The organism is Photorhabdus laumondii subsp. laumondii (assembly GCF_003343245.1).
In the GTDB taxonomy this organism is placed as follows: Bacteria; Pseudomonadota; Gammaproteobacteria; order Enterobacterales; family Enterobacteriaceae; genus Photorhabdus; species Photorhabdus laumondii.
The window spans coordinates 1,905,490-1,925,548 of the sequence record NZ_CP024901.1 but is presented as its reverse complement, the minus strand read 5'-3'; the positions used below and the strand labels follow the sequence as shown (position 1 = coordinate 1,925,548).

The window sequence follows — 20,059 nt, the reverse complement described above, 5'->3', positions numbered from 1 at the left end:
ATGGCCCCTATAAAGCTGCTTCCGTCTGATAGGTTTCAGCTTCGCCGGGCAAACGTAAAAATCCCTTGTATAACCATCATCCTGAATAAGAACAAAAATGCCGAACTTGAATATCGGCATTTTGCTGTGAAAGAGGAGATTAATTTAATGCTTTAACGCTTCGATTTTATCCCGGCTCAGGCCGGTACTGGTGACAATAATGTCCAAACTCACGCCATGCCGTAATAAGGCACAAGCCGTTTCCAGTTTACCTTCCTCTCGGCCTTCTTCTCGACCTTCCTCTCGACCTAGCTCAATACCTTGCTTGATACCTCGCTCAAGCCCTTTTTGTTCAAGCTGTTCTGCAATAGTCATCAACATCGTTTCATGCTCCGGAGATTGTTCAATCAGTTGATGGACAAAATGTGAGAGATCCAGCGTATGTCCATTCAGTAAAATATAGAGTAACACCACATTGAGCTGCTCGGTTGTATTATACCCTGCATTCAAGAGTTCCACCAATTGGAGGAGCCATTCCTGCATATCCCGACAGCGAATATGTTTTTGCACCAGCTCCATCAGGGCAACCCCTTTATGCGTCAGGATCTCTTCATCGCTGAGCACACTGACGTCCACCAACGGAAACGCCTGACGGTATAAGCGAGCCGCCTGTTCGGGGAGCGTGAAACAATCCAGCCACCGGTTTGAGTAAGGATACGGCCGAATCTCACCATGATAAAACAGCAGAGGTGCCACCAACGGGAGTTCAGTATGGCCTTTTTTCAGGTGAGCCGCCATGGCTAACATGGCATAATACATCAGCCGCCAGGCCATTAACGGGTCAGGGGTGGACTGATGTTCAATCAGGCAATAGATATAGCCCTGTCCCCGGGCCGTTTCGACCGAGTACAACACATCACTGTGCAGTTGACGTAAATGCTCATCCACAAAACTGCCGGGCTCCAGTTTCAATGTGGCTAAATCACACAACAACTGGATTTCTTCGGGCAAATAAAGGGATAGAAACTCTCTGGCCGTTTCAGGCTGCGTTAAAAAATATTTAAATAATCCGTCATGGTGAGGCCGTTTTTCTTTCTTTGCCACAATCTGTTTCTCTGTATTATTAGTTAGTCATTACCATTTATAGTATTTCTACCAAGCTACAAAAAACATCTTCCCATATTTTCTCAGGCAAATCTTTACCGAATGCATTAATAGAAGAGCCTAAAGAACCAAATATCAGAAAAGAAAAAAAGAGAAAACATTATATTTACAACAACCATTCAATGAAAGCCATTTATTTAAATGAGTTTTTAACTTGTATTCGAATAATAATAATCCCGTTATCAAAATATCGATTATTTATATTTCTGTTAATCTTGGACTCACATAATAATTGCCACTCTCATTAGAAGAAAAATTTACAATGGATTTTGCTAAAACCCTACGTCTTAAAACACGCTAAAAAAGTATCCTTACAAGTGAAAACAAACCTTGACTTATAATTTTAATTGTATATTTTTAGTTCATAACACTATTTTAAGCTAAATTCCAAACAACAGGTTACTCATTATGGATGCTTTAGATGAATTTTACGAAAGAAACCCTTCCGCCAGAGGATACTTGGATAACAGTACCAAACATACCGTCCAATACTTCATTTTCTGACATCGCTATTCCCAAAAGCGGTGACGATTTATCAACAGGTTTTTTAAATGTTATGGGATGGTGCTTGACATGCTGATCCCAAGTTAAAGAATGATTGAGATTATATATGAATATCTGGTCTGTATGATCTAATTGGCCTTTATTTCCTATTGAATCTATCGACGAACAACCTGCCGATATCAAGCCCTGCTTATAGCCCTTTAAAGTTAAATAGATTAACGGCCTATCCCAATAGGGCTATTTTATTTGCCCTTCTTTGCCATAAAGAGCGAACCTAGGCAGTGCTCAAAATCCTCACGTACTACGTGTACGCTCCGGTTTTTCCGCGCTGTCCGTGTTCACTGTCCATTGATAAGAATGGCCTACAACAATTACGCCTATTGGGATAGGCACTAAGCCTGACATATATGCTCCTTCTCAGCGTTAAAATGCCAACTACTAACTATTAGTAGTGCTTTTCATTCTACAGAAAAAAACACTCAATGGAATTAAAATTATTCCGATTACATGGGGTAGAAGTTAATTAAATTCAGCCGTCAGTTAACATTGAAACACTTTATTACAATTATTATCAATTTGATAAAATTAAAAACACTTAGCAATACTTTGTAGGAGGCGGATTCGACTAATAAGTGCAATTTTTCAGAAGGGCGGTCAGTTGCTATAGTAGGCATCTTTCTCGCCAAAGGAAAATGCACTATGGCCTATACACAACTGACCGAAACAGAAAGATACCAGATTTCCAGTTTAAGAGAAGCGGGTTTTTCACAGCTTTTTATTGCGAAGTCACTTAAGCGAAGCCCATCGACCATCAGCAGAGAATTGAAGAGAAATCAAGAAGTCCAGACATACTGCCCTGAACAGGCTCATTTGAAGGTATTGGCGCGTCGTCATTTTGCTAAAAAGGCCGTGAAAATAACGCCGGAAGTAAAAAGATGGATAAAACGGTTAATTTGGAAAGATTTAAGCCCTGAACAGGTGGCTGATTATTTGAAGCAACATAAAGGGATATCTTTGCATCATGAGACGATTTATAGACTGATTTATCAAGATAAAAGAGAGGGGGGTGATTTATGGCAACATCTGCGAATAGCCAGAAAACCCTATCGCAAACGCTATGGTCGCTATGAAAGAAGAGGTAAAATTAAAAATCGGGTCAGTATTGATGAACGCCCGGAAATTGTTGATAAAAAAGAACGTATTGGGGACTGGGAAGGAGATACGATAATAGGGAAAGATAAAAAAAGTGTCTTATTAACATTGGTTGACCGCAAGACGCTGTATACAATTATCGTTAAACTTGATAGCAAGCAGGCATCAGAAGTCGCGAAAGCAGCAGTGAAAGTATTATACCCGTTAAAACAAAAGGTTAAGACCATCACGTTCGATAACGGTTTGGAGTTCGCAGATCATGAAATCATCGGTGAAGAATTAGAAACCCAAATTTACTTTGCTCACCCTTATTCGCCTTGGGAAAGAGGGATCAATGAGAATATCAATGGGTTAATCAGACAATACTTTCCAAAGGGAACCAATTTTAATGAAATCTCTGATCAGGAAATAAATTTTGTGGTAAACCGATTAAATAATCGTCCTCGAAAAACACGGGGTGGGAAAACACCGAATGAATTATTTAAAGGAATACGAACATGTTTACTTCCAGATTAACGATGTTGCACTTATTATGTGAATCCAAGGGAAATTATTTATCTTTTCTGGTCGTTACTTATATTTAATGCTTGTTGAACAATAGAATTAATATAATATATTTACCTAATCTCTCAATCTGACTGTATCTTACGAGATAAAGTCAAGCCGGTGACTTTAAATATCATGCATCAACACATTAATTGGAAAATTATATGGATAATCAAAACTTAAATTTTAACTCCAACGCTATGACTAATGACCATCAGGAAGTATTTATTCCTAATGGTCAGTCCCTCAGTAGCACAGAGGGTGTGAAATGGATTGGTCAAGCATGGCAACTTGTCAAGAACAAGTGGGGTATGTGGATACTACTCTATATTATCTATACCCTATGGATTTCAAGATGCATCGCGACGGCAAGGGAGCGAATCCCCGGGAGCATAGGTAACTATGTGACCGGGGTGAGTGAGTGCAGCCAACAAAGAGGCAATTTGAAAGATAACGGGTATATTCTATATGTATAGCTGGTTTCATGCTTATTCCCTTTATTGGAATATTTACCTTGTTTCTGAACCCAGTATTTATCGGCGGTATAATTGCCGTGTGCGAAAAACAGAGGACTAGCGGAGAATTCGAGCTAAGTCTGTTGTTCAACGGATTTCAGAAAAACTTTGCATCACTGCTCGGCATTGGTGCTTTAACGCTTGGTATTATACTCCTCGGTGTTATCGCAATGTTTATTGCCGGTGGTAGTGCCGTAATTCATATTCTATTAGCCGCTCAACATGGTGAAATTTCAGTCGAAATGCTTCAAAATAGCCTGTTCTCATTACTTCTTGGTCTCTTTATTCTGATGGTTTTCTCAATTGTGAATGCCGCATTGACCTGGTTTGCACCAGCGCTAATTGTTATCCATAATTTAAAATTTGGGGCCGCCATATCAATGAGCCTGGCCGCAGTGAAAAAAAATCTATTACCTGGTTTATTATTCTTTATCACCTCCGCGCTCATTTTCATAATTTCGGTAATGACTTTTGGTTTAAGTTTTCTAATCTCTATACCAGTACTTTTAGTTAGTTATTATTCTTCCTACCGCAGCATTTTTATCAGTAAGGAGAAATCATCCACATTTTAATCGACTAAAAAATACTTAGGTTGACAAGCCTCGCTATTTTAAACGAGGTTTGTTTTTTTATGATGGGAAAACTCCTGCCATTTTCCCGATTTAACTCGTTTGATTGCTATTAGAGGCTACATTTTTACCGCAGAGCGTCAACCACTTAAGGATCGTTTAAAACGAGTAAAAAAATCCGAGGTTATACTAATATTAGAAGAAAAAACATCAGGAAAAACAAGGTCTAAATTTTTTAACAAAGTGGAAAAACAACAAATCACCGCATTAAGCAAACTTGCTTAACCAAAAGATTTTACGTAGTCGTAATACATTTTCGCAAAATCAGATAAATCATTAAAAGAAGCCGGAAAATCCTTAGATTAACCAGATTAACCGCAAAAAATAAAAAAGTTTAACAATATTAAAAACTATTAAAGAAATGGGCCTTGATTTTAATACCATTAATGCCAGATTTTCAAAAAGTACAGGCGCTAAAAACAGCCTATTCCCCGTCGTGTTTAATGCATTTATCGACGATTTTATCCCCCTCTCATTTTACATTTATTTAAACTGCCATAACCATTTAAAAGCACGAACACAGAGAGATTAAGGTTTTTATGTGGCAGGAAGATTTAACTATAGTGCAATTTTTTATAAAGGCAATTAGTCATACTTAATCGAAGGTTATTAACTATTAATAGAGAATTGAAAAGAAATCAGCATGCAAAGGAATATTATCCGAATAGATTGATATTAAGGTGTTTTCTCGCCATTATTTTATGCAGCAAGCCATAGAGATAACTTAATAAAAAATGGATAAAACGGTTAATGTATCAGGATTTAAACCCTAAAAAAGAAAAGGATTATTCGAGAATAACATATAGGGATATCTTTATACCCAATGGATTTCAAGATGGATCGCGGCGGCAAGGGAGCGAATCCCCGGGAGCATAGATAACGATGTAACCGGGGTGAGAGAGTGCAACCAACAAAGAGGCAACTTGAAAGATGACGGGGATATATCATCAAGCTATTTACTGGCTGATTTATCAAGATAAAATAAAGGTAAAACAGAGTCAGTAAAGATAAAGCAAGTATGATTAATGTTGTTTAACCGTAAAACACGATATTTCATAATGATTAAACTTAATAAAAAGCAGATATTCAAAGTAGTAAAAAATGGTTAAAACCTTATGTCAATTAAAACCTAAGATTAAAACAATGGTTTTTAATAACAGCACAAAACCTTCCCTTGATAAAGCTTATCAGTGAAAACAAAAATTAATTTATTAATGCTTATATAACCCAGAAAATAAGGGTGTGAATAGTTTGATCAAACAATCTATTTTTCCAAAGGAAACGGCTTTAATCGCGTTTTCAACCACAAGAGTAATTTTTTCATAACCAGTTAAATAATTGACTATCAAAAACCAGCATTGAAATATAAACATTAATTAAATTCTATAAAATAAGATACAATATATTACAGAGATAACTTAGTTATTTAGGCAATGGTAAAACCATTTGATCAAGTTAAAAAAATAAATAGCAAAGTATTGCTTATAAACCCACCACATTGTCAGGTAATTACTCCTATTTAGTACTTGTTATTTAATAAAATCATTATAATATACTTGCCAGCTTTTTACGGATGACCGTGACTTTCAAGGTGCAGACAGAAAAAGAAACCAAATAAATTACAAATCAATATTTAAATTGAAAAATACATGGATAATAAGAACCTAAGTTTTAATTCCAAAGCTATATACCCTATGGATTTCAAGATGCATCGCGGCGGCAAGGGAGTGAATCCCCGGGAGCATAGATAACTATGTGACCGGGGTGAGCGAGTGCAGCCAACAAAGAGGCAACTTGAAGGATAACGGGTATATACAACAATCAGGAGGTATTTATCCTTCATTCCGCACCTAATTCAGGAATAAACCGCTTTATATTGTGCACCTAATAAACTCAAAAGCTCATGGTGGTAAGATTGCATTCCTGTCACCATTTTATGTTCTTGAAATTCAAAGGTGCTGATCCCTTCAAAGGCCAGAAATACCCAACGCGCGGTGGGGGATTGTGTCGGTTTGTTCTTCATATCGGGGAAAAACGGCACATTTTGTTTCAATTCATGGCGAATTTTATGTTCCAGCGCCGCATAAACCATGAGACAACATGTCATCACCATTAACAGCGCTTCTATCCGCTCCGGTTTTTTCAGGAAAATGGCAGACGTCAGGAATTCCGGACTTTTCAGGAAGCGAAAACCCCGCTCCACCTTTTGTTGTGCCTTATAATTAGCCAGTAACGCCGCCATATCAAGCCGTCCTTCATCCCGTTCATTGGTCGCTAAAATAAACCTCCCGACCCGCAATCTGGCCTGCTTCACCTTGTCTAACCGGGTATAAGCCTGACCGGCTAATTGATAATGAACCGATTTGGGGGGTTGATGCTTGCCGGGTTTCCCGCGCCCCGCATACGCGGTAATCGCCTGAATTTCCGGCGAGGCGATGCCGATAAACTGGCATTGAGACTCAAAATCATGCAGTGCCTGTAAGGCATCCTCCCGGCAGGCAAAGGGCTTTTTGCCCAGTTTGTCGAACTGTTTAGACTCGTTTTCTGTTTCCCTGAGTGTGTTTTTCCGGAAAGTCTGGTTTTCACGTTTTTCTGCCGCCGTACTGTTCACCAGTAACCAACGCTGAGGAACGCCGCCATATGATGACGTCACCCAGCAGCCTGAATAGCCCTCACTGATGGGGCTGAATTGCTCCGCTGTCACGTTCAGGAGAGACTGTTTAGCTTCCTTGATCGTCAGGGGAACACGCGTAATAAATCGTTGTTTTTGCTGATGAAGCGAAGCGATCGCGGCTTCAGTATAAAGGGCGGCATCGGCCACAAAGTAGCGGCTGTTTTGTGCTGCTTTCAGGCATTGAATATGGGTTTTGATCGTCTGGGCAAAGGCTTTGGCATCATTCGTATTCCCGCTCATAGCCTGCATATAGACAGGGATACCTGCCTGATTTTCGCAAATCAGTTCAAGGACAACCTGGTTCAGTTCAGGCCGGTGATCCCGGCTATAACCCGGCACCAGTGCAATACGTTTTGTGTCATCTCCCAATGCGCTGTCATAGTCACCATCGACATGAAAACTCGTGATATCCAAATGAACGGAATCGGGATTTAACCCTAATTTATCAACCACTTGCTCAGCAAGCACCTGATAAACTTCCGACACCCCCGCTTCATATAAGGCATCCAGTGTACGGCCGAGCACATCATCATTAAGGTGTTCAGCTTCAATGTCAGCACCAATTAAACGCGCAATCGGCTTATGTTGAAAAAAGCCGGAAAACATGTGCAATGTCCGGCTGTGAAACCCCAGCCCGTTAAGGATCATCGCCAGAAAAGCGTCGCCGTGAGAGACAGTATGCGATGAATATTTTGGGATAATGGCATCAATCATGCGGGGTAAACCGGCTTCATGACAAAAAGCGGCGATAAGGCCAAGATGATCGAGACGTTTAATGGCAGGTATAGGTGTGGACATATTCGCTTTCCGGCAAATAAAAGTAATAGATCAAAATTGGCGATTACCGTCAACCCCACCGATGTCATCAATACAAAAAACCTGTGTAAGATCACATTATTTTTAAATCAGAAATACGGTGCGGAATGACGGATTTATCCCTAGTGGTCAATCCCTCAGTAGCACAGAAAGTATGGAATGGATTAGTCAAGCATGGGGTATCGTCAAACGTAAATTGGGTATGTGGATACTACTTAGTATCATTTATTTCATTATCATATTTGTTTTACAGCTTATTCCTTTCCTTGGGGTATTTACTGTACTTTTTGGTCCAGTATTTTTGGGTGGTATTATTGCCATGTGTGAAAAACAGAGAACTACCGGAGAATTTGAACCAGGGCTGTTATTCAGCGGATTTCAGAAAAACTTTGTATCACTGCTTGGCATTGGTGCTTTATCATTTGGCATCATGCTTCTTGGAATTGTCGCAATGTTTATTATCAGCAGTAGTACAATGGCTCATATATTGTTAGATAACCAATATGATGAGATCCCGGTTGAAGTATTCCCAAATGATCTCTCTCCATTATACCTTGGTGCTTTTGTTCTGATTATTTTTAACATTTTTGGTACTGCTTTAACCTGGTTCGCACCAGCATTAATCGTCATTCATAATTTGAAATTTGGGGCTGCCGTGTCAATGAGTTTGGAAGCTGTGAAGAAGAATTTATTACCCGGTTTCTTATTCTTCATGGTCATGGCAGTAATGTTCATAATTTCTATCATGACTTTGGGTTTGGGCCTTTTAATAACCATTCCCCTATTTTTAGTCAGCTATTATTCCTCATACCGTAGCATTTTTATTGGAAAGGAGAAATTATCTTCTTTAATTATTTAACTCTTTATTAAATCTAATAATTTTATTTTCAACAAAAAAATCAATAAAAACGAAGCAAAAAGCGCCAAATCTGGCGCTTTCCATTAATACAATAATCAACCAATATATTCCAAACCACCCATATATGGACGCAATACTTCCGGTATTTCAATACGACCATCGGCTTGCTGATAGTTTTCCATAACGGCAACCAGAGTACGGCCAACTGCCAAACCAGAGCCATTCAGGGTATGAAGTAATTGAGTTTTCTTATCTTCTTTACCACGGAAACGTGCTTGCATACGGCGCGCCTGGAAATCCCACATGTTAGAACAGGAAGAGATTTCACGATATGTGTTCTGAGCCGGTAACCACACTTCCAAATCATAAGTTTTACACGCGCTAAAACCCATATCACCGGTACACAATAAAACTTTACGATATGGCAGATTCAGTAATTGCAGCACTTTCTCTGCATGCCCTGTCAATGCTTCCAATGCATCCATTGATTCATCAGGATGAACAATCTGAACCAGTTCAACTTTATCAAACTGGTGCATACGAATCAGACCTCGGGTGTCACGACCATAAGAACCCGCTTCTGAACGGAAACAGGGGGTATGAGCGGTCATTTTCAATGGCAGTTCATTTTCATCCAGAATGTCACCACGAACCAAGTTGGTTATCGGAACTTCAGCAGTTGGGATCAGCGCGTAATGGCTTTCCGCCTCTTCTTCCAGCGGCTTAGTATGGAAAAGATCTTCACCAAATTTCGGCAATTGACCCGTACCATATAAGGTTTCATGGTTTACCAAATAGGGAACATAAGTTTCCAAATAGCCATGCTGTTCTGTGTGAAGGTTTAGCATAAATTGCGCCAACGCCCGATGCAGACGAGCAATTTGCCCTTTCATCACCACAAAACGTGAACCCGTTAGTTTAACCGCGGCAGCAAAGTCCAGACCATTGGTCAGTTCACCTAATGAAACATGATCTTGAATCTCAAAATCATATTTACCTGGCTCACCCCAACGGCTCACTTCCAAATTATCGTTCTCATCTTTACCTACCGGTACAGAATCATCTGGAATGTTAGGGATACTTAAAGCCAAATCACGGATTTCAGCCTGAAGTTTTTCCAGTTCAGCTTTCGCTGTATCCAACTTTTCACCTAACTGGTTCACTTCCTGACGCAGTGGATCAATATCTTCACCACGGGCTTTTGCTGCACCAATAGCTTTCGATCGGGAATTACGTTCTGCTTGCAGGGTTTCAGTTTCAACTTGTAAAACTTTACGGCGCTCTTCTTGTTTGCGCAGCGTATCCACGTCAAGGGTATAGCCCCTGCGAGCCAGTTTTTCGGCGACTGCGCCTAGCTCATTACGCAGTATGTTTGGATCGAGCATGCTAGTCCTGTGCTTGTCGTTATTAAGTTATACCCGCTATCTTTCAAGTTGCCTCTTTGTTGGCTGCACTCACTCACCCCGGTCACATAGTTCGCTATGCTCCCGGGGATTCGCTCCCTTGCCGTCGCGATGCTTCTTGAAATCCATAGGGTATAGATGATATGAATAAGCCCACACAAGTTGATGGGCCATAAGGTATTTTTACCCGTCAACCTTACCGCAACAATAACGTTAGCGATAGCGTTTTATCGGGCTATTTTGATCCTGTTCAGCAAGCCAGGCGAGTTTATCGCCTATTTTACCTTCTAACCCTCGGTTAGTCGGATGGTAATAGCGGGTTTCCCGTATCTCAGGTGGAAAATAAACTTCACCCGCCGCATAAGCATTAGGTTCGTCATGGGCATAACGATATTCTTCGCCAAGCCCCATCTCTTTCATCAATTTTGTCGGTGCATTGCGCAAATGCACAGGAACATCATAATCAGGTTTTTCTTTCGCATCAGCCATCGCTGCTTTAAAAGCGGTATAAACCGCGTTACTTTTCGGCGCACAGGCAAGGTAAACAATAGCTTGAGCAATCGCTCTTTCACCTTCTGCCGGCCCGACACGCGTAAAACAATCCCATGCAGCAATAGCTACCTGCATTCCCCGAGGATCGGCATTACCAACATCTTCGGAAGCAATAGCCAATAAACGACGGGCTACATATAACGGATCACCGCCGGCGGTAATGATCCGCGCATACCAGTAAAGCGCAGCGTCAGGGGCAGAGCCACGAACGGATTTATGCAATGCTGAAATCAAATCGTAATAACGATCACCTTTATTATCAAAACGAGCACTTCGCTCTCCACTGACCTCTTTCAATAGCGCCGGTGTCAAAACCCTCTGTCCCTGAGCATTGGTTTCTGCCATATCCGCCATCATTTCCAGCAAATTCAATGAACGACGGGCATCGCCAGCAACCAGCTCCGCGATCATGTGACGGGTATTTTCAGGCAAAACGATATTCTGACCATGATAACCGCGCTCTTTATCACTCATGGCCTGCTCAAGCACCTGCTCAATCTCTTCTGTTGTCAATGATTTAAGCAGATAGACACGTGCCCGTGAAAGTAATGCAGAATTCAGTTCAAAAGAGGGGTTTTCTGTCGTAGCGCCGATAAAGGTGATCGTGCCATCTTCAATGTGTGGCAGAAAAGCATCCTGTTGGCTTTTGTTAAATCGATGTACTTCATCAACAAACAGGATAGTTCTACGCCCTGCATTCCGGTTCTGACGCGCTTTTTCAATCGATTCACGTATCTCTTTGATGCCGGAAGTGACCGCAGATATCCGTTCAACATCAGCCTGAGCATAATGCCCAATAATTTCAGCTAATGTTGTTTTGCCCGTCCCCGGTGGCCCCCATAAAATCATGGAGTGCAGTTGTCCAGCCCGGATAGCCCTTGGCAGAGGTTTTCCCTCAGCAAGTAAATGCCGCTGGCCGATATATTGCTCTAATGTCATCGGCCGCATACGCGCGGCCAATGGCCGGAATTCATTTTGAGAAAAATCGAGTGACAGGTTGTTCACTTAAACCTCACTGGCGCTGATCATCCAGCGTAACGCCTTTCGGTAACGTAAAACTGAACTTTGCCGCATCTACGTGGGTATTTTGCTGCCCTTTTAGTTGATAAGCACTCTTTTGTCCATCCTGCTCAATAGCAGAAAATTTTTGGATAGTGCCATCCGTCGTAACGGTAATCGAGAAACGTTTCAGATTACCAGTGACATTATTCGGCGTCAGTTCAAAATCATTCCCTTGCTGGCTAATTTTATATTGAGACCATTCTTTAGCATCGTTACGAGTAATTAGCATAAATGGCGTATTACCTGTGGCATCTTTCAACCAATTAGCCGTTACCTGCTCAACAAACGGATTATAGAACCACAATGTTTTACCATCCGATACCAAAACACTTTCATCAGGTGATGTCATATGCCAATTAAATAGGTTTGGACGTTTAACCCATAATTGCCCCTCACCTTCCTGAATTGTTGCCCCATCATCACTGGTGACGGTTTGAGTAAAGCTAGCATGAAAACTATTTACTTTACCCAAACGTTCCTGCAAATTTTGGCTAGCATTCGCCCATGCCACATTGATATTCATGCCAGCCATTAAACAACCAATCAATATCAGCTTTTTCATGTCAGAGATACCTTTCTCAGCGTTATTACTTCTTTCTCAACGTTATTACTTCAAGTGATCCATTATCAGGGTCTTCAACGTTCAATATTCATATACCCTATGGATTTCAAGATGCATCGCGACGGCAAGGGAGCGAATCCCCGGGAGCATAGCGAACTATGTGACCGGGGTGAGCGAGTGCAGCCAACAAAGAGGCAACTTGAAAGATAACGGGTATATCAGCTCTCATGTGGTGGTGGCGCTAATACTTCACGATTACCATTATGACCCGGAGCGCTGACAATCTGCTGTGCCTCCATCTGTTCCACAATACGCGCCGCTCGGTTATAACCAATACGGAATTGACGCTGGACACCAGAAATCGAAACTCGTCGCTTTTCCGTCACGAATTGAACGGCCTGATCAAACAGGGCGTCTAGCTCTTCATCACTATCAAAACCTGAGCCCCCCTCAGCATCATCACCACCACTGAGAATGCTGTCAACATACTCTGGACGGCCGCGGGCTTTCCAATCATTCACCACTTCATGAACTTCCTGATCCCGAACAAATGCACCATGAACACGCACCGGAATCGAGGAGTTTGGTGCCAGATAAAGCATATCTCCCATGCCCAACAGGGATTCAGCTCCGCCTTGATCAAGAATGGTGCGGGAATCGATTTTGCTGGAAACCGTAAAGGCAATACGAGTCGGAATATTCGCTTTAATCAAGCCGGTAATAATATCGACAGATGGGCGTTGAGTCGCCAGAACCAGATGAATACCAGCAGCACGTGCTTTCTGTGCTAATCGGGCAATCAGCTCTTCAACTTTTTTGCCGACGGTCATCATTAAGTCAGCAAATTCATCGACCATGACAACAATGTACGGCTCTTTTTTCAGCACCGGATGAATAACATCCATGCTGTCACCCGGCTTCCAGAATGGATGAGGAATTGGGCGTCCCATCTCTTCTGCCTGCTTAACTTTTTCGTTATAACCCGCCAGATTACGCACACCCAATGCAGACATCAGTTTATAACGGCGTTCCATTTCACCGACACTCCAGCGCAGTGCATTAGCGGCATCTTTCATATCGGTAACAACTTCGGTTAACAGGTGAGGAATGCCTTCATAAACCGACAACTCCAACATTTTCGGGTCAATCATAATAAAGCGGACATCCTCTGGTTTTGCTTTATAGAGGATACTGAGGATCATGGCGTTAACACCAACAGATTTACCCGAACCGGTTGTACCCGCCACCAGCAAGTGCGGCATTTTACCTAAATCAGCAACAACCGGCTGGCCGCCAATATCTTTACCCAACACAATTGTCAGTGGGGATGGATTATCGCGGAATTTTTCACAATCCAATACTTCACGCAAATAGACCGTCTGGCGCTTTTTATTCGGCAATTCCAAGCCAACATAAGGTTTACCCGGAATCACTTCAACAATACGCACAGCAACCGCTGATAGAGAACGTGCTAAATCTCTTGATAAGTTGGAAATACGTGATGCTTTAACACCTGGAGCCAAATCCAATTCAAACCGGGTAATCACCGGACCGGGTGAAAAACCCACGACATCAGCTTTAACTCGATAATCACTCAGACGCGCTTCAATCAAACGGGACGTTTGCTCAAGGGCAAACATATCAACGGGTTCCTCTTCCGCTAAAGGACTGGTTAGCAGATCGAGCGAAGGCATTGGTGTCGTCGGTTTTGGCAACGGTTGATCGTTACGAACCAAAAACGGATGAAATAAGCTATCTTGCTGCGGTTGCTGCGGTTGCTGCGGTTGCTGCGGTTGCTGCGGTTGCTGCGGTTGCTGCGGTTGCTGCGGTTGCTGCGGTTGCTGCGGTTGCTGCGGTTGCTGCGGTTGCTGCGGTTGCTGCGGTTGCTGCGGTTGCTGCGGTTGCTGCGGTTGCTGCACAACATTGTGTACAGGTGCTGGCGCAAAAGCAATTTCTGTAGGCCGTTCTAATTGATTTTCCGGTGCTGAGTGAACAGAAGGCATAAATAGCGGCTCTGCTGGCTCTTTTTCAACTAAATCTTCAACCGGTGAAAAATTATTTAAAATCGATAAACTCTCCAGAGCAGAAAGCTCTTTTTTCTCCTGATGACCTTGCTCCTGATAACGCTTATATTGCGGCTGCTCAACTGTCTGTTTAACAGTCTCGGTCGCTGTTTGAGCCCGTTCTTCCACCGAAGGCTGATTTTCCGGCTCAAATGGATTCTGTCTTATCTGAGGCTGGATTGGGGCCTGTTCTTCTGTATCCGTCGTAATACGATAACGCTCGCGCTGTTGTTCAAGAAACTGCTGACTCAGCAACACTTCTTGCTGTTTATCAGACTCAATATCATCATCCGCTCCACCGACTTGTTGTTTGACCTCTTCTTCACGCTGTTGTTCTGCAAGACGTTGTGAAGGCACTTTAATGCCATACAGTTCACGGCGGGTTGGAATACGGACAGGATTAGGACGAGGCAGTTCTGGCCCGATTCCTTGCTTAACCTGAGAATTGCCTGTTATAACCGTTGCAGAAGTTGCTGCTACAACATTTTTTGGTTCTGTTTCAGGCATAAAAGTGAAGGTGTCGCTGCTGTTCCGGCTATTTTCGACGGGTTCAAATGTCGGCGTCCCTTGACGGTTAAATTCAGATATAGGCTCAAAATGGTACTCAGCAGGAATTTCAAACGTATAACGAACAGGTTCGTCGTTATTATTCTTTTCACTCTCTTCCACTAATGGCTGAGACTGGACAATACCATCATCTGATGTATTAACCCGAATTTCAGGTTCAGCATCAATATTAGCCATATTAGTGGTAGGAATATCTATTGGCTGTTCTTGTTCGATTTCGATTTCTGCTTTCACCGATTCGGGTTCGTCCAGTTCAGCTTTTGCTAACTCTACGGCTGAAGGTGCTGTAAATAGCACATCATCATGATCAATACCAGCCGCTGTGAATTCAGGTTCTGTTTTATCATCGGCGAGATCTTCCCGCGCAATAGCCGTTTCATCGTATGGCGTATATTCTTGTTCATTACGGCTGCGGTTGGTAATCAATCCTATTGCTCCCAGAATGATTGCTCCCGTCTTTTCAGCAATGGTTAACCATGACCAACCAGTAAATAACGTCAACCCAATTGCCCAAATACACAGCAAGACCAAAGTTGCACCTAATTCATTAAACCAAGGCAACATCGCACTACTAAACAGACTGCCAATAATACCGCCGGAAGCAAAGTAATGGAGATCGTCAACATTCAGTGCCGCTAATCCACATGAAGTCAAAACGATTGCCAATGCACCAATAACGCGCAAAGCCAACGCAAAGAAATCAACATACTCTCGGTCATCATGTTGCTTAAAAGCAGTCCAGCAACCCAATATCATCACTGGGGGGATGACATAAGCCAGAATGCCAAATGCAGAAAACAGCGTATCGGCCAGCCATGCCCCCACACCACCCCCCAAATTATGCACCGGCTCATGCCATGCAGTCTGAGACCAACTGGGATCAGAAGGGTTAAAACTGACAAGTGCGACCAGCAGATAAGCTGCTAGGATAACAATGACAAGCAGCACAGCTTCTAACAGCCTGCGCCCACTACTCAGTCTCTTTAATTTAATATTTTTATCTTCTGTATATTCCTGGCTCAAGAAAGGCTCTCCAGGTTTCCTGTTGATTTAACGGAACAACGCCGAGATAGCTCAGCGTTGGAACTGTATGCATAAACAGGAGTGTACCTAAGTTTTTCCAGTTTTGCACCTGTACATTTTTGGTAAGATTTTAGCGAGTCTTAATGACCAGACGATTGCTCTGCTTAACTTCTTCCATCACAACATATGTGCGAGTGTCATTAACACCTGGCAAACGCAACAAAGTTTCGCCTAGCAACTTACGATAAGCTGACATGTCTGGTACGCGAGTTTTCAATAGATAGTCGAAATCACCAGAAACTAAGTGGCATTCCTGAATCTCTTCCAATTTTTGTACAGCAGCGTTGAATTGTTCAAAAACATCTGGAGCGCCGCGGTTTAAGGTAATTTCAACAAATACCAGCAAAGATGCATCCAAATAGTGAGGATTCAGCAATGCCGTGTATCCAGTAATAAACCCTTGACGTTCCAGACGACGAACTCGCTCCAAACATGGGGTTGGAGATAAACCTACCCGTTTAGACAGTTCTACGTTAGAAATTCGCCCATCTTTCTGTAGCTCATTTAGGATATTACGATCTATGCGATCAAGATCTTTTCCCGGACGTTTTTTATTATCTATCATCTTGTTGATCTCTCTTTATTTTCCTACACCCATAACATTTTCCCCTATCTCTTGAGTTTGAGTTGGAAAAGATGTCTTAAAGTTAAAGCCTCGCTCTATACAGCGTAAAGCAACTCACAGGCCATTTTTTTAATGCTACTAGAGGGAATTATCCGCATGTCGATTTTTATAGAAACGAATTTAGCGAGGTGGATAATTATCTCTTACAGTGATGTTTTCGCAAATGCACAGCCGATTGTCAAAGTAAATGAGCAAAAATCAGAACAACCTGTGGAACAAATTTTCAGTTAATCGTTTCGATAGTCTACCATTAATTGAAAATGAGCAAATAAAATCCAAACCGCACTAAAAGGACACTTTTCTCAGGTTAAAATCATTGTTAGTTAATATCTATCGGTAAAATCGTTAGTAACATGAGTCTTTTAACTTTTTTTACCCTCCTATTTCTCCTACAATCGTTCGATATTCGATAGGTGATAATATGGAAATGAGGTATTCATGAGCGCCGCCAAACACCACAAACTTATTATTCTTGGCTCCGGTCCAGCAGGCTATACTGCCGCGGTTTACGCTGCCAGAGCAAATTTAAATCCGGTTCTTATTACCGGGGTTGAAAGAGGCGGTCAATTGACTACAACCACCGAGGTCGAAAATTGGCCCGGTGATCCAGAAGGTCTGACCGGCCCAGGGTTAATGGAACGCATGCACCAACATGCTGAAAAATTCCAAACCGAAATCATTTCTGACCATATTCAAAAAGTTGATCTGCAAAGCCGGCCTTTACGCCTTTATGGTGATGAGCAAGAATATACCTGTGACGCACTGATTATCGCAACAGGTGCTTCTGCCCGTTATTTAGGTTTACCTTCTGAAGAGGCATTCAAAGGTCGTGGTATTTCAGCCTGTGCAACCTGTGATGGTTTCTTTTATCGTAACCAAAAAGTCGCCGTTGTCGGCGGTGGTAATACCGCGGTAGAAGAGGCCTTATATCTGGCAAATATTGCAGCGGAAGTTCACCTAATTCATCGCCGTGATACATTCCGTTCAGAGAAGATCTTGATCAGTCGCCTGATGGATAAAGTCAAAAATGGCAATATCATCCTGCATACTGATCGGATTCTGGATGAAGTACTCGGTGATGATATGGGCGTTACCGGTGTTCGCCTACGCGATACCAAAAGTGGCGCTACAGAAGAATTGGCTGTTACCGGCACCTTCATTGCCATCGGCCATACTCCCAATACCGCTATTTTTGAAAGCCAATTAGAATTGGATAATGGTTACATTAAAGTTCAATCCGGTTTACAGGGTAACGCCACTCAGACCTCCATTCCCGGTGTATTCGCCGCCGGTGATGTCATGGATCATACTTACCGACAGGCAATTACCTCCGCTGGTACAGGTTGTATGGCAGCCCTCGACGCAGAACGTTTCCTGGATGGGCTAGCCGCTAAATAAATTCTTTTTCTTTCAAGGCGCTATTTCGGTAGCGCTTTTTAACATGTAACATATCAGCAGGATGCTGACACATAGGATATGTCCAGCCTTTTGGTACACCATTACCCTCACCTGTTGAATTAGAATTTTTCCTTATGGATAAAACAAGACAGTATGAATTGGTTCGCTGGCTGAAACAGCAAAGTGCCCCGGCCCAACGCTGGCTCCGCCTGTCCATGTTATTTGGCTTAATCAGTGGATTATTGATTATTGCTCAAGCCTGGCTACTGGCCTCAATTCTGCAAGCTTTAATCATGGATAATCTTCCACGCGAGCACATCACGAACGAATTTTGGTTGCTAGCAGCCACCTTTGCGTTACGAGCTATCATCAGTGCTATTCGGGAACGAATCGGTTTTATTTGTGGCAAAATCGTGCGTCAGAAAATTCGCGCTATGGTATTGGATAAGCTGGAACAACTTGGCCCAATGTGGGTTAAAGGCAAACCAGCCGGTAGCTGGGCAACCATTATTCTTGAGCAGATAGAAGATATGCAGGATTATTACTCTCGCTATCTGCCACAGATGTCTCTTGCCGTCATAATCCCGATTCTTATTCTGATCACCCTATTCCCTGTTAACTGGGCTGCCGGGCTAATTTTATTCGCTACTGCTCCTCTGATCCCGCTATTTATGGCACTGGTTGGTTTAGGTGCCGCAGACGCTAATCGGCGTAATTTTGTCGCACTAGGGCGGTTAAGCGGTAATTTTCTTGATAGGCTACGTGGGTTAGAAACGTTGCGCCTGTTTTATCGCGGCAAAGCAGAAACACAACAAATCAGCGAATCCACCGAAAACTTCCGTTACAGGACGATGGAAGTGCTGAGATTAGCGTTCCTTTCTTCTGCGGTGCTGGAGTTCTTTGCTGCCATTTCTATTGCCGTTGTCGCTGTCTATTTCGGTTTCTCCTATTTGGGGGAGCTTAATTTTGGCAGTTACGGGATGGGCGTTACTCTGTTTGCCGGTTTTCTGGTGTTAACCCTCGCCCCAGAGTTTTTCCAGCCATTACGCGATCTGGGTACTTATTATCACGCTAAAGCCCAAGCGGTTGGGGCCGCCGAAGCATTAGTGACTTTATTGAGCAGTGATGGTGAATATGCACCTGCTAGTGGTGATAAAACACTTCCCCCCCAAGATCCGTTGACCATCATTGCTAATAATCTGGAAATTTTGGCCCACGACGGCAACCGGCTTGCTGGCCCGTTGAATTTTACTATAGAGAAAAATCAACGGGTGGCATTAGTTGGTCAAAGCGGAGCAGGTAAAAGTTCCCTCTTGAATTTACTGTTAGGGTTTCTGCCCTATCGTGGTTCAATACAAATTAATGGCACCGAACTGCGTGAGTTGGATCAACAGAGATGGCGTAACCAACTGAGCTGGGTTGGACAAAATCCACATCTGCCTGAGCAGACTTTGCTTGATAATATTCGTCTGAACCAACCTAATGCCAATCAACAACAAATCCATCAGGTTATGGAACAAGCATGCGTCACCGAATTTATTCACGATTTACCCGATGGGCTGAATACCATTATCGGTGATAATGCAGCACGATTATCCGTTGGTCAGGCCCAACGTATCGCGGTTGCCCGTGCCCTATTGAAACCTTGCCGGTTATTATTACTGGATGAGCCTGGTGCCAGCCTGGATGCGCATAGCGAACAACAGGTGATGGCAACACTCAATCAGGCATCTCATCATCAGACGACCCTGCTAGTTACCCATCAAGTGGAAGAAACGCTGGAATATGATCAGATTTGGGTCATGCAAAAGGGGTTGATTATTGAACAGGGAGATTACCAGACGCTAAGCCAATCTCAAGGGGTATTCACCCGCCTGTTATCCCATCGAAGTGAGGAGCTGTAGTT

The 20,059-nt window shown here is 42.7% G+C and carries 13 protein-coding genes and 1 pseudogene; 6 read left to right on the top strand and 8 right to left on the bottom strand.

The genetic code is table 11. The features are described from left to right. Positions 1-144: 144 nt before the first annotated feature. Together PluTT01m_RS08390 and tssD are read right to left on the bottom strand one after the other, a co-directional pair. Entirely contained in the window at positions 145-1,083 is a 939-nt protein-coding gene (locus PluTT01m_RS08390) for an Rpn family recombination-promoting nuclease/putative transposase (RefSeq protein WP_011145903.1), read from the bottom strand. A gap of 498 nt (positions 1,084-1,581) precedes the next feature. Then, positions 1,582-1,863 (bottom strand): annotated as a pseudogene (tssD, locus tag PluTT01m_RS08385) (type VI secretion system tube protein TssD); the annotation flags it as partial. 483 nt (positions 1,864-2,346) lie between these two features. Here tssD and PluTT01m_RS08375 point away from each other — a divergent pair. The 3 genes from PluTT01m_RS08375 to PluTT01m_RS08365 all read left to right on the top strand — a co-directional run bounded on the left by PluTT01m_RS08375 (position 2,347) and on the right by PluTT01m_RS08365 (position 4,432). Beyond that, positions 2,347-3,315 (top strand): IS30-like element ISPlu1 family transposase, encoded by a 969-nt coding sequence (locus PluTT01m_RS08375; RefSeq protein WP_011145223.1) that lies wholly within the window; start codon positions 2,347-2,349, stop codon positions 3,313-3,315. Positions 3,316-3,509: 194 nt separating this feature from the next. Beyond that, positions 3,510-3,821, top strand: coding sequence for a hypothetical protein (locus PluTT01m_RS27230; protein WP_041380018.1), 312 nt, complete (start codon positions 3,510-3,512; stop codon positions 3,819-3,821). 8 nt (positions 3,822-3,829) lie between these two features. Further along, complete coding sequence (locus PluTT01m_RS08365) at positions 3,830-4,432, top strand: BPSS1780 family membrane protein (protein WP_049789764.1); 603 nt, start codon at positions 3,830-3,832, stop codon at positions 4,430-4,432. Positions 4,433-6,344: 1,912 nt separating this feature from the next. On the opposite strand, the gene PluTT01m_RS08360 is transcribed toward PluTT01m_RS08365, so the two are convergent. After that, the gene (locus PluTT01m_RS08360; protein WP_011144714.1) at positions 6,345-7,961 is read right to left on the bottom strand and encodes an IS1634-like element ISPlu4 family transposase; all 1,617 of its coding nucleotides are present in this window, start codon (positions 7,959-7,961) and stop codon (positions 6,345-6,347) included. Positions 7,962-8,133: 172 nt separating this feature from the next. On the opposite strand from PluTT01m_RS08360, the gene PluTT01m_RS08355 reads away from it, so the two are divergent. Then, entirely contained in the window at positions 8,134-8,838 is a 705-nt protein-coding gene (locus PluTT01m_RS08355; protein ID WP_202926091.1) for a BPSS1780 family membrane protein, read from the top strand. Positions 8,839-8,933: 95 nt separating this feature from the next. On the opposite strand, the gene serS is transcribed toward PluTT01m_RS08355, so the two are convergent. The 5 genes from serS to lrp all read right to left on the bottom strand — a co-directional run bounded on the left by serS (position 8,934) and on the right by lrp (position 16,695). Further along, on the bottom strand, positions 8,934-10,223 hold the full coding sequence (gene serS / locus PluTT01m_RS08350; RefSeq protein WP_011145900.1) for a serine--tRNA ligase: 1,290 nt from the start codon (positions 10,221-10,223) through the stop codon (positions 8,934-8,936). 231 nt (positions 10,224-10,454) lie between these two features. Beyond that, positions 10,455-11,798 (bottom strand): replication-associated recombination protein A, encoded by a 1,344-nt coding sequence (locus PluTT01m_RS08345; protein ID WP_011145899.1) that lies wholly within the window; start codon positions 11,796-11,798, stop codon positions 10,455-10,457. Between the two features lie 7 nt (positions 11,799-11,805). Continuing rightward, positions 11,806-12,417 (bottom strand): outer membrane lipoprotein periplasmic chaperone LolA, encoded by a 612-nt coding sequence (gene lolA, locus PluTT01m_RS08340; RefSeq protein ID WP_011145898.1) that lies wholly within the window; start codon positions 12,415-12,417, stop codon positions 11,806-11,808. A gap of 218 nt (positions 12,418-12,635) precedes the next feature. Further along, a complete protein-coding gene (locus PluTT01m_RS08335; RefSeq protein ID WP_011145897.1) occupies positions 12,636-16,070 on the bottom strand; it encodes a DNA translocase FtsK in 3,435 nt (1,144 codons plus the stop codon). A gap of 130 nt (positions 16,071-16,200) precedes the next feature. Beyond that, positions 16,201-16,695: a leucine-responsive transcriptional regulator Lrp gene (gene lrp, locus PluTT01m_RS08330; protein WP_011145896.1), complete on the bottom strand. Its 495-nt coding sequence runs from the start codon at positions 16,693-16,695 to the stop codon at positions 16,201-16,203. A 498-nt stretch (positions 16,696-17,193) separates the two neighbouring features. Here lrp and trxB point away from each other — a divergent pair, with 498 nt between their 5' ends. Further along, positions 17,194-18,153 carry a thioredoxin-disulfide reductase gene (trxB, locus tag PluTT01m_RS08325; RefSeq protein WP_011145895.1) on the top strand — a complete coding sequence of 320 codons (960 nt, stop codon included), beginning with the start codon at positions 17,194-17,196 and terminating at the stop codon, positions 18,151-18,153. A gap of 134 nt (positions 18,154-18,287) precedes the next feature. Continuing rightward, on the top strand, positions 18,288-20,057 hold the full coding sequence (gene cydD / locus PluTT01m_RS08320) for a heme ABC transporter permease/ATP-binding protein CydD (protein WP_011145894.1): 1,770 nt from the start codon (positions 18,288-18,290) through the stop codon (positions 20,055-20,057). The last annotated feature ends 2 nt before the right edge of the window (positions 20,058-20,059 follow it).

Coding starts and splice junctions, on each gene's coding strand:
- PluTT01m_RS08375 (WP_011145223.1), top strand. CDS start 2,347: ATGGCCTATACACAACTGACCGAAACAGAAAGATACCAGATTTCCAGT.
- PluTT01m_RS27230 (WP_041380018.1), top strand. CDS start 3,510: ATGGATAATCAAAACTTAAATTTTAACTCCAACGCTATGACTAATGAC.
- PluTT01m_RS08365 (WP_049789764.1), top strand. CDS start 3,830: ATGCTTATTCCCTTTATTGGAATATTTACCTTGTTTCTGAACCCAGTA.
- PluTT01m_RS08360 (WP_011144714.1), bottom strand. CDS start 7,961: ATGTCCACACCTATACCTGCCATTAAACGTCTCGATCATCTTGGCCTT.
- PluTT01m_RS08355 (WP_202926091.1), top strand. CDS start 8,134: ATGGAATGGATTAGTCAAGCATGGGGTATCGTCAAACGTAAATTGGGT.
- serS (WP_011145900.1), bottom strand. CDS start 10,223: ATGCTCGATCCAAACATACTGCGTAATGAGCTAGGCGCAGTCGCCGAA.
- lolA (WP_011145898.1), bottom strand. CDS start 12,417: ATGAAAAAGCTGATATTGATTGGTTGTTTAATGGCTGGCATGAATATC.
- lrp (WP_011145896.1), bottom strand. CDS start 16,695: ATGATAGATAATAAAAAACGTCCGGGAAAAGATCTTGATCGCATAGAT.
- trxB (WP_011145895.1), top strand. CDS start 17,194: ATGAGCGCCGCCAAACACCACAAACTTATTATTCTTGGCTCCGGTCCA.
- cydD (WP_011145894.1), top strand. CDS start 18,288: ATGGATAAAACAAGACAGTATGAATTGGTTCGCTGGCTGAAACAGCAA.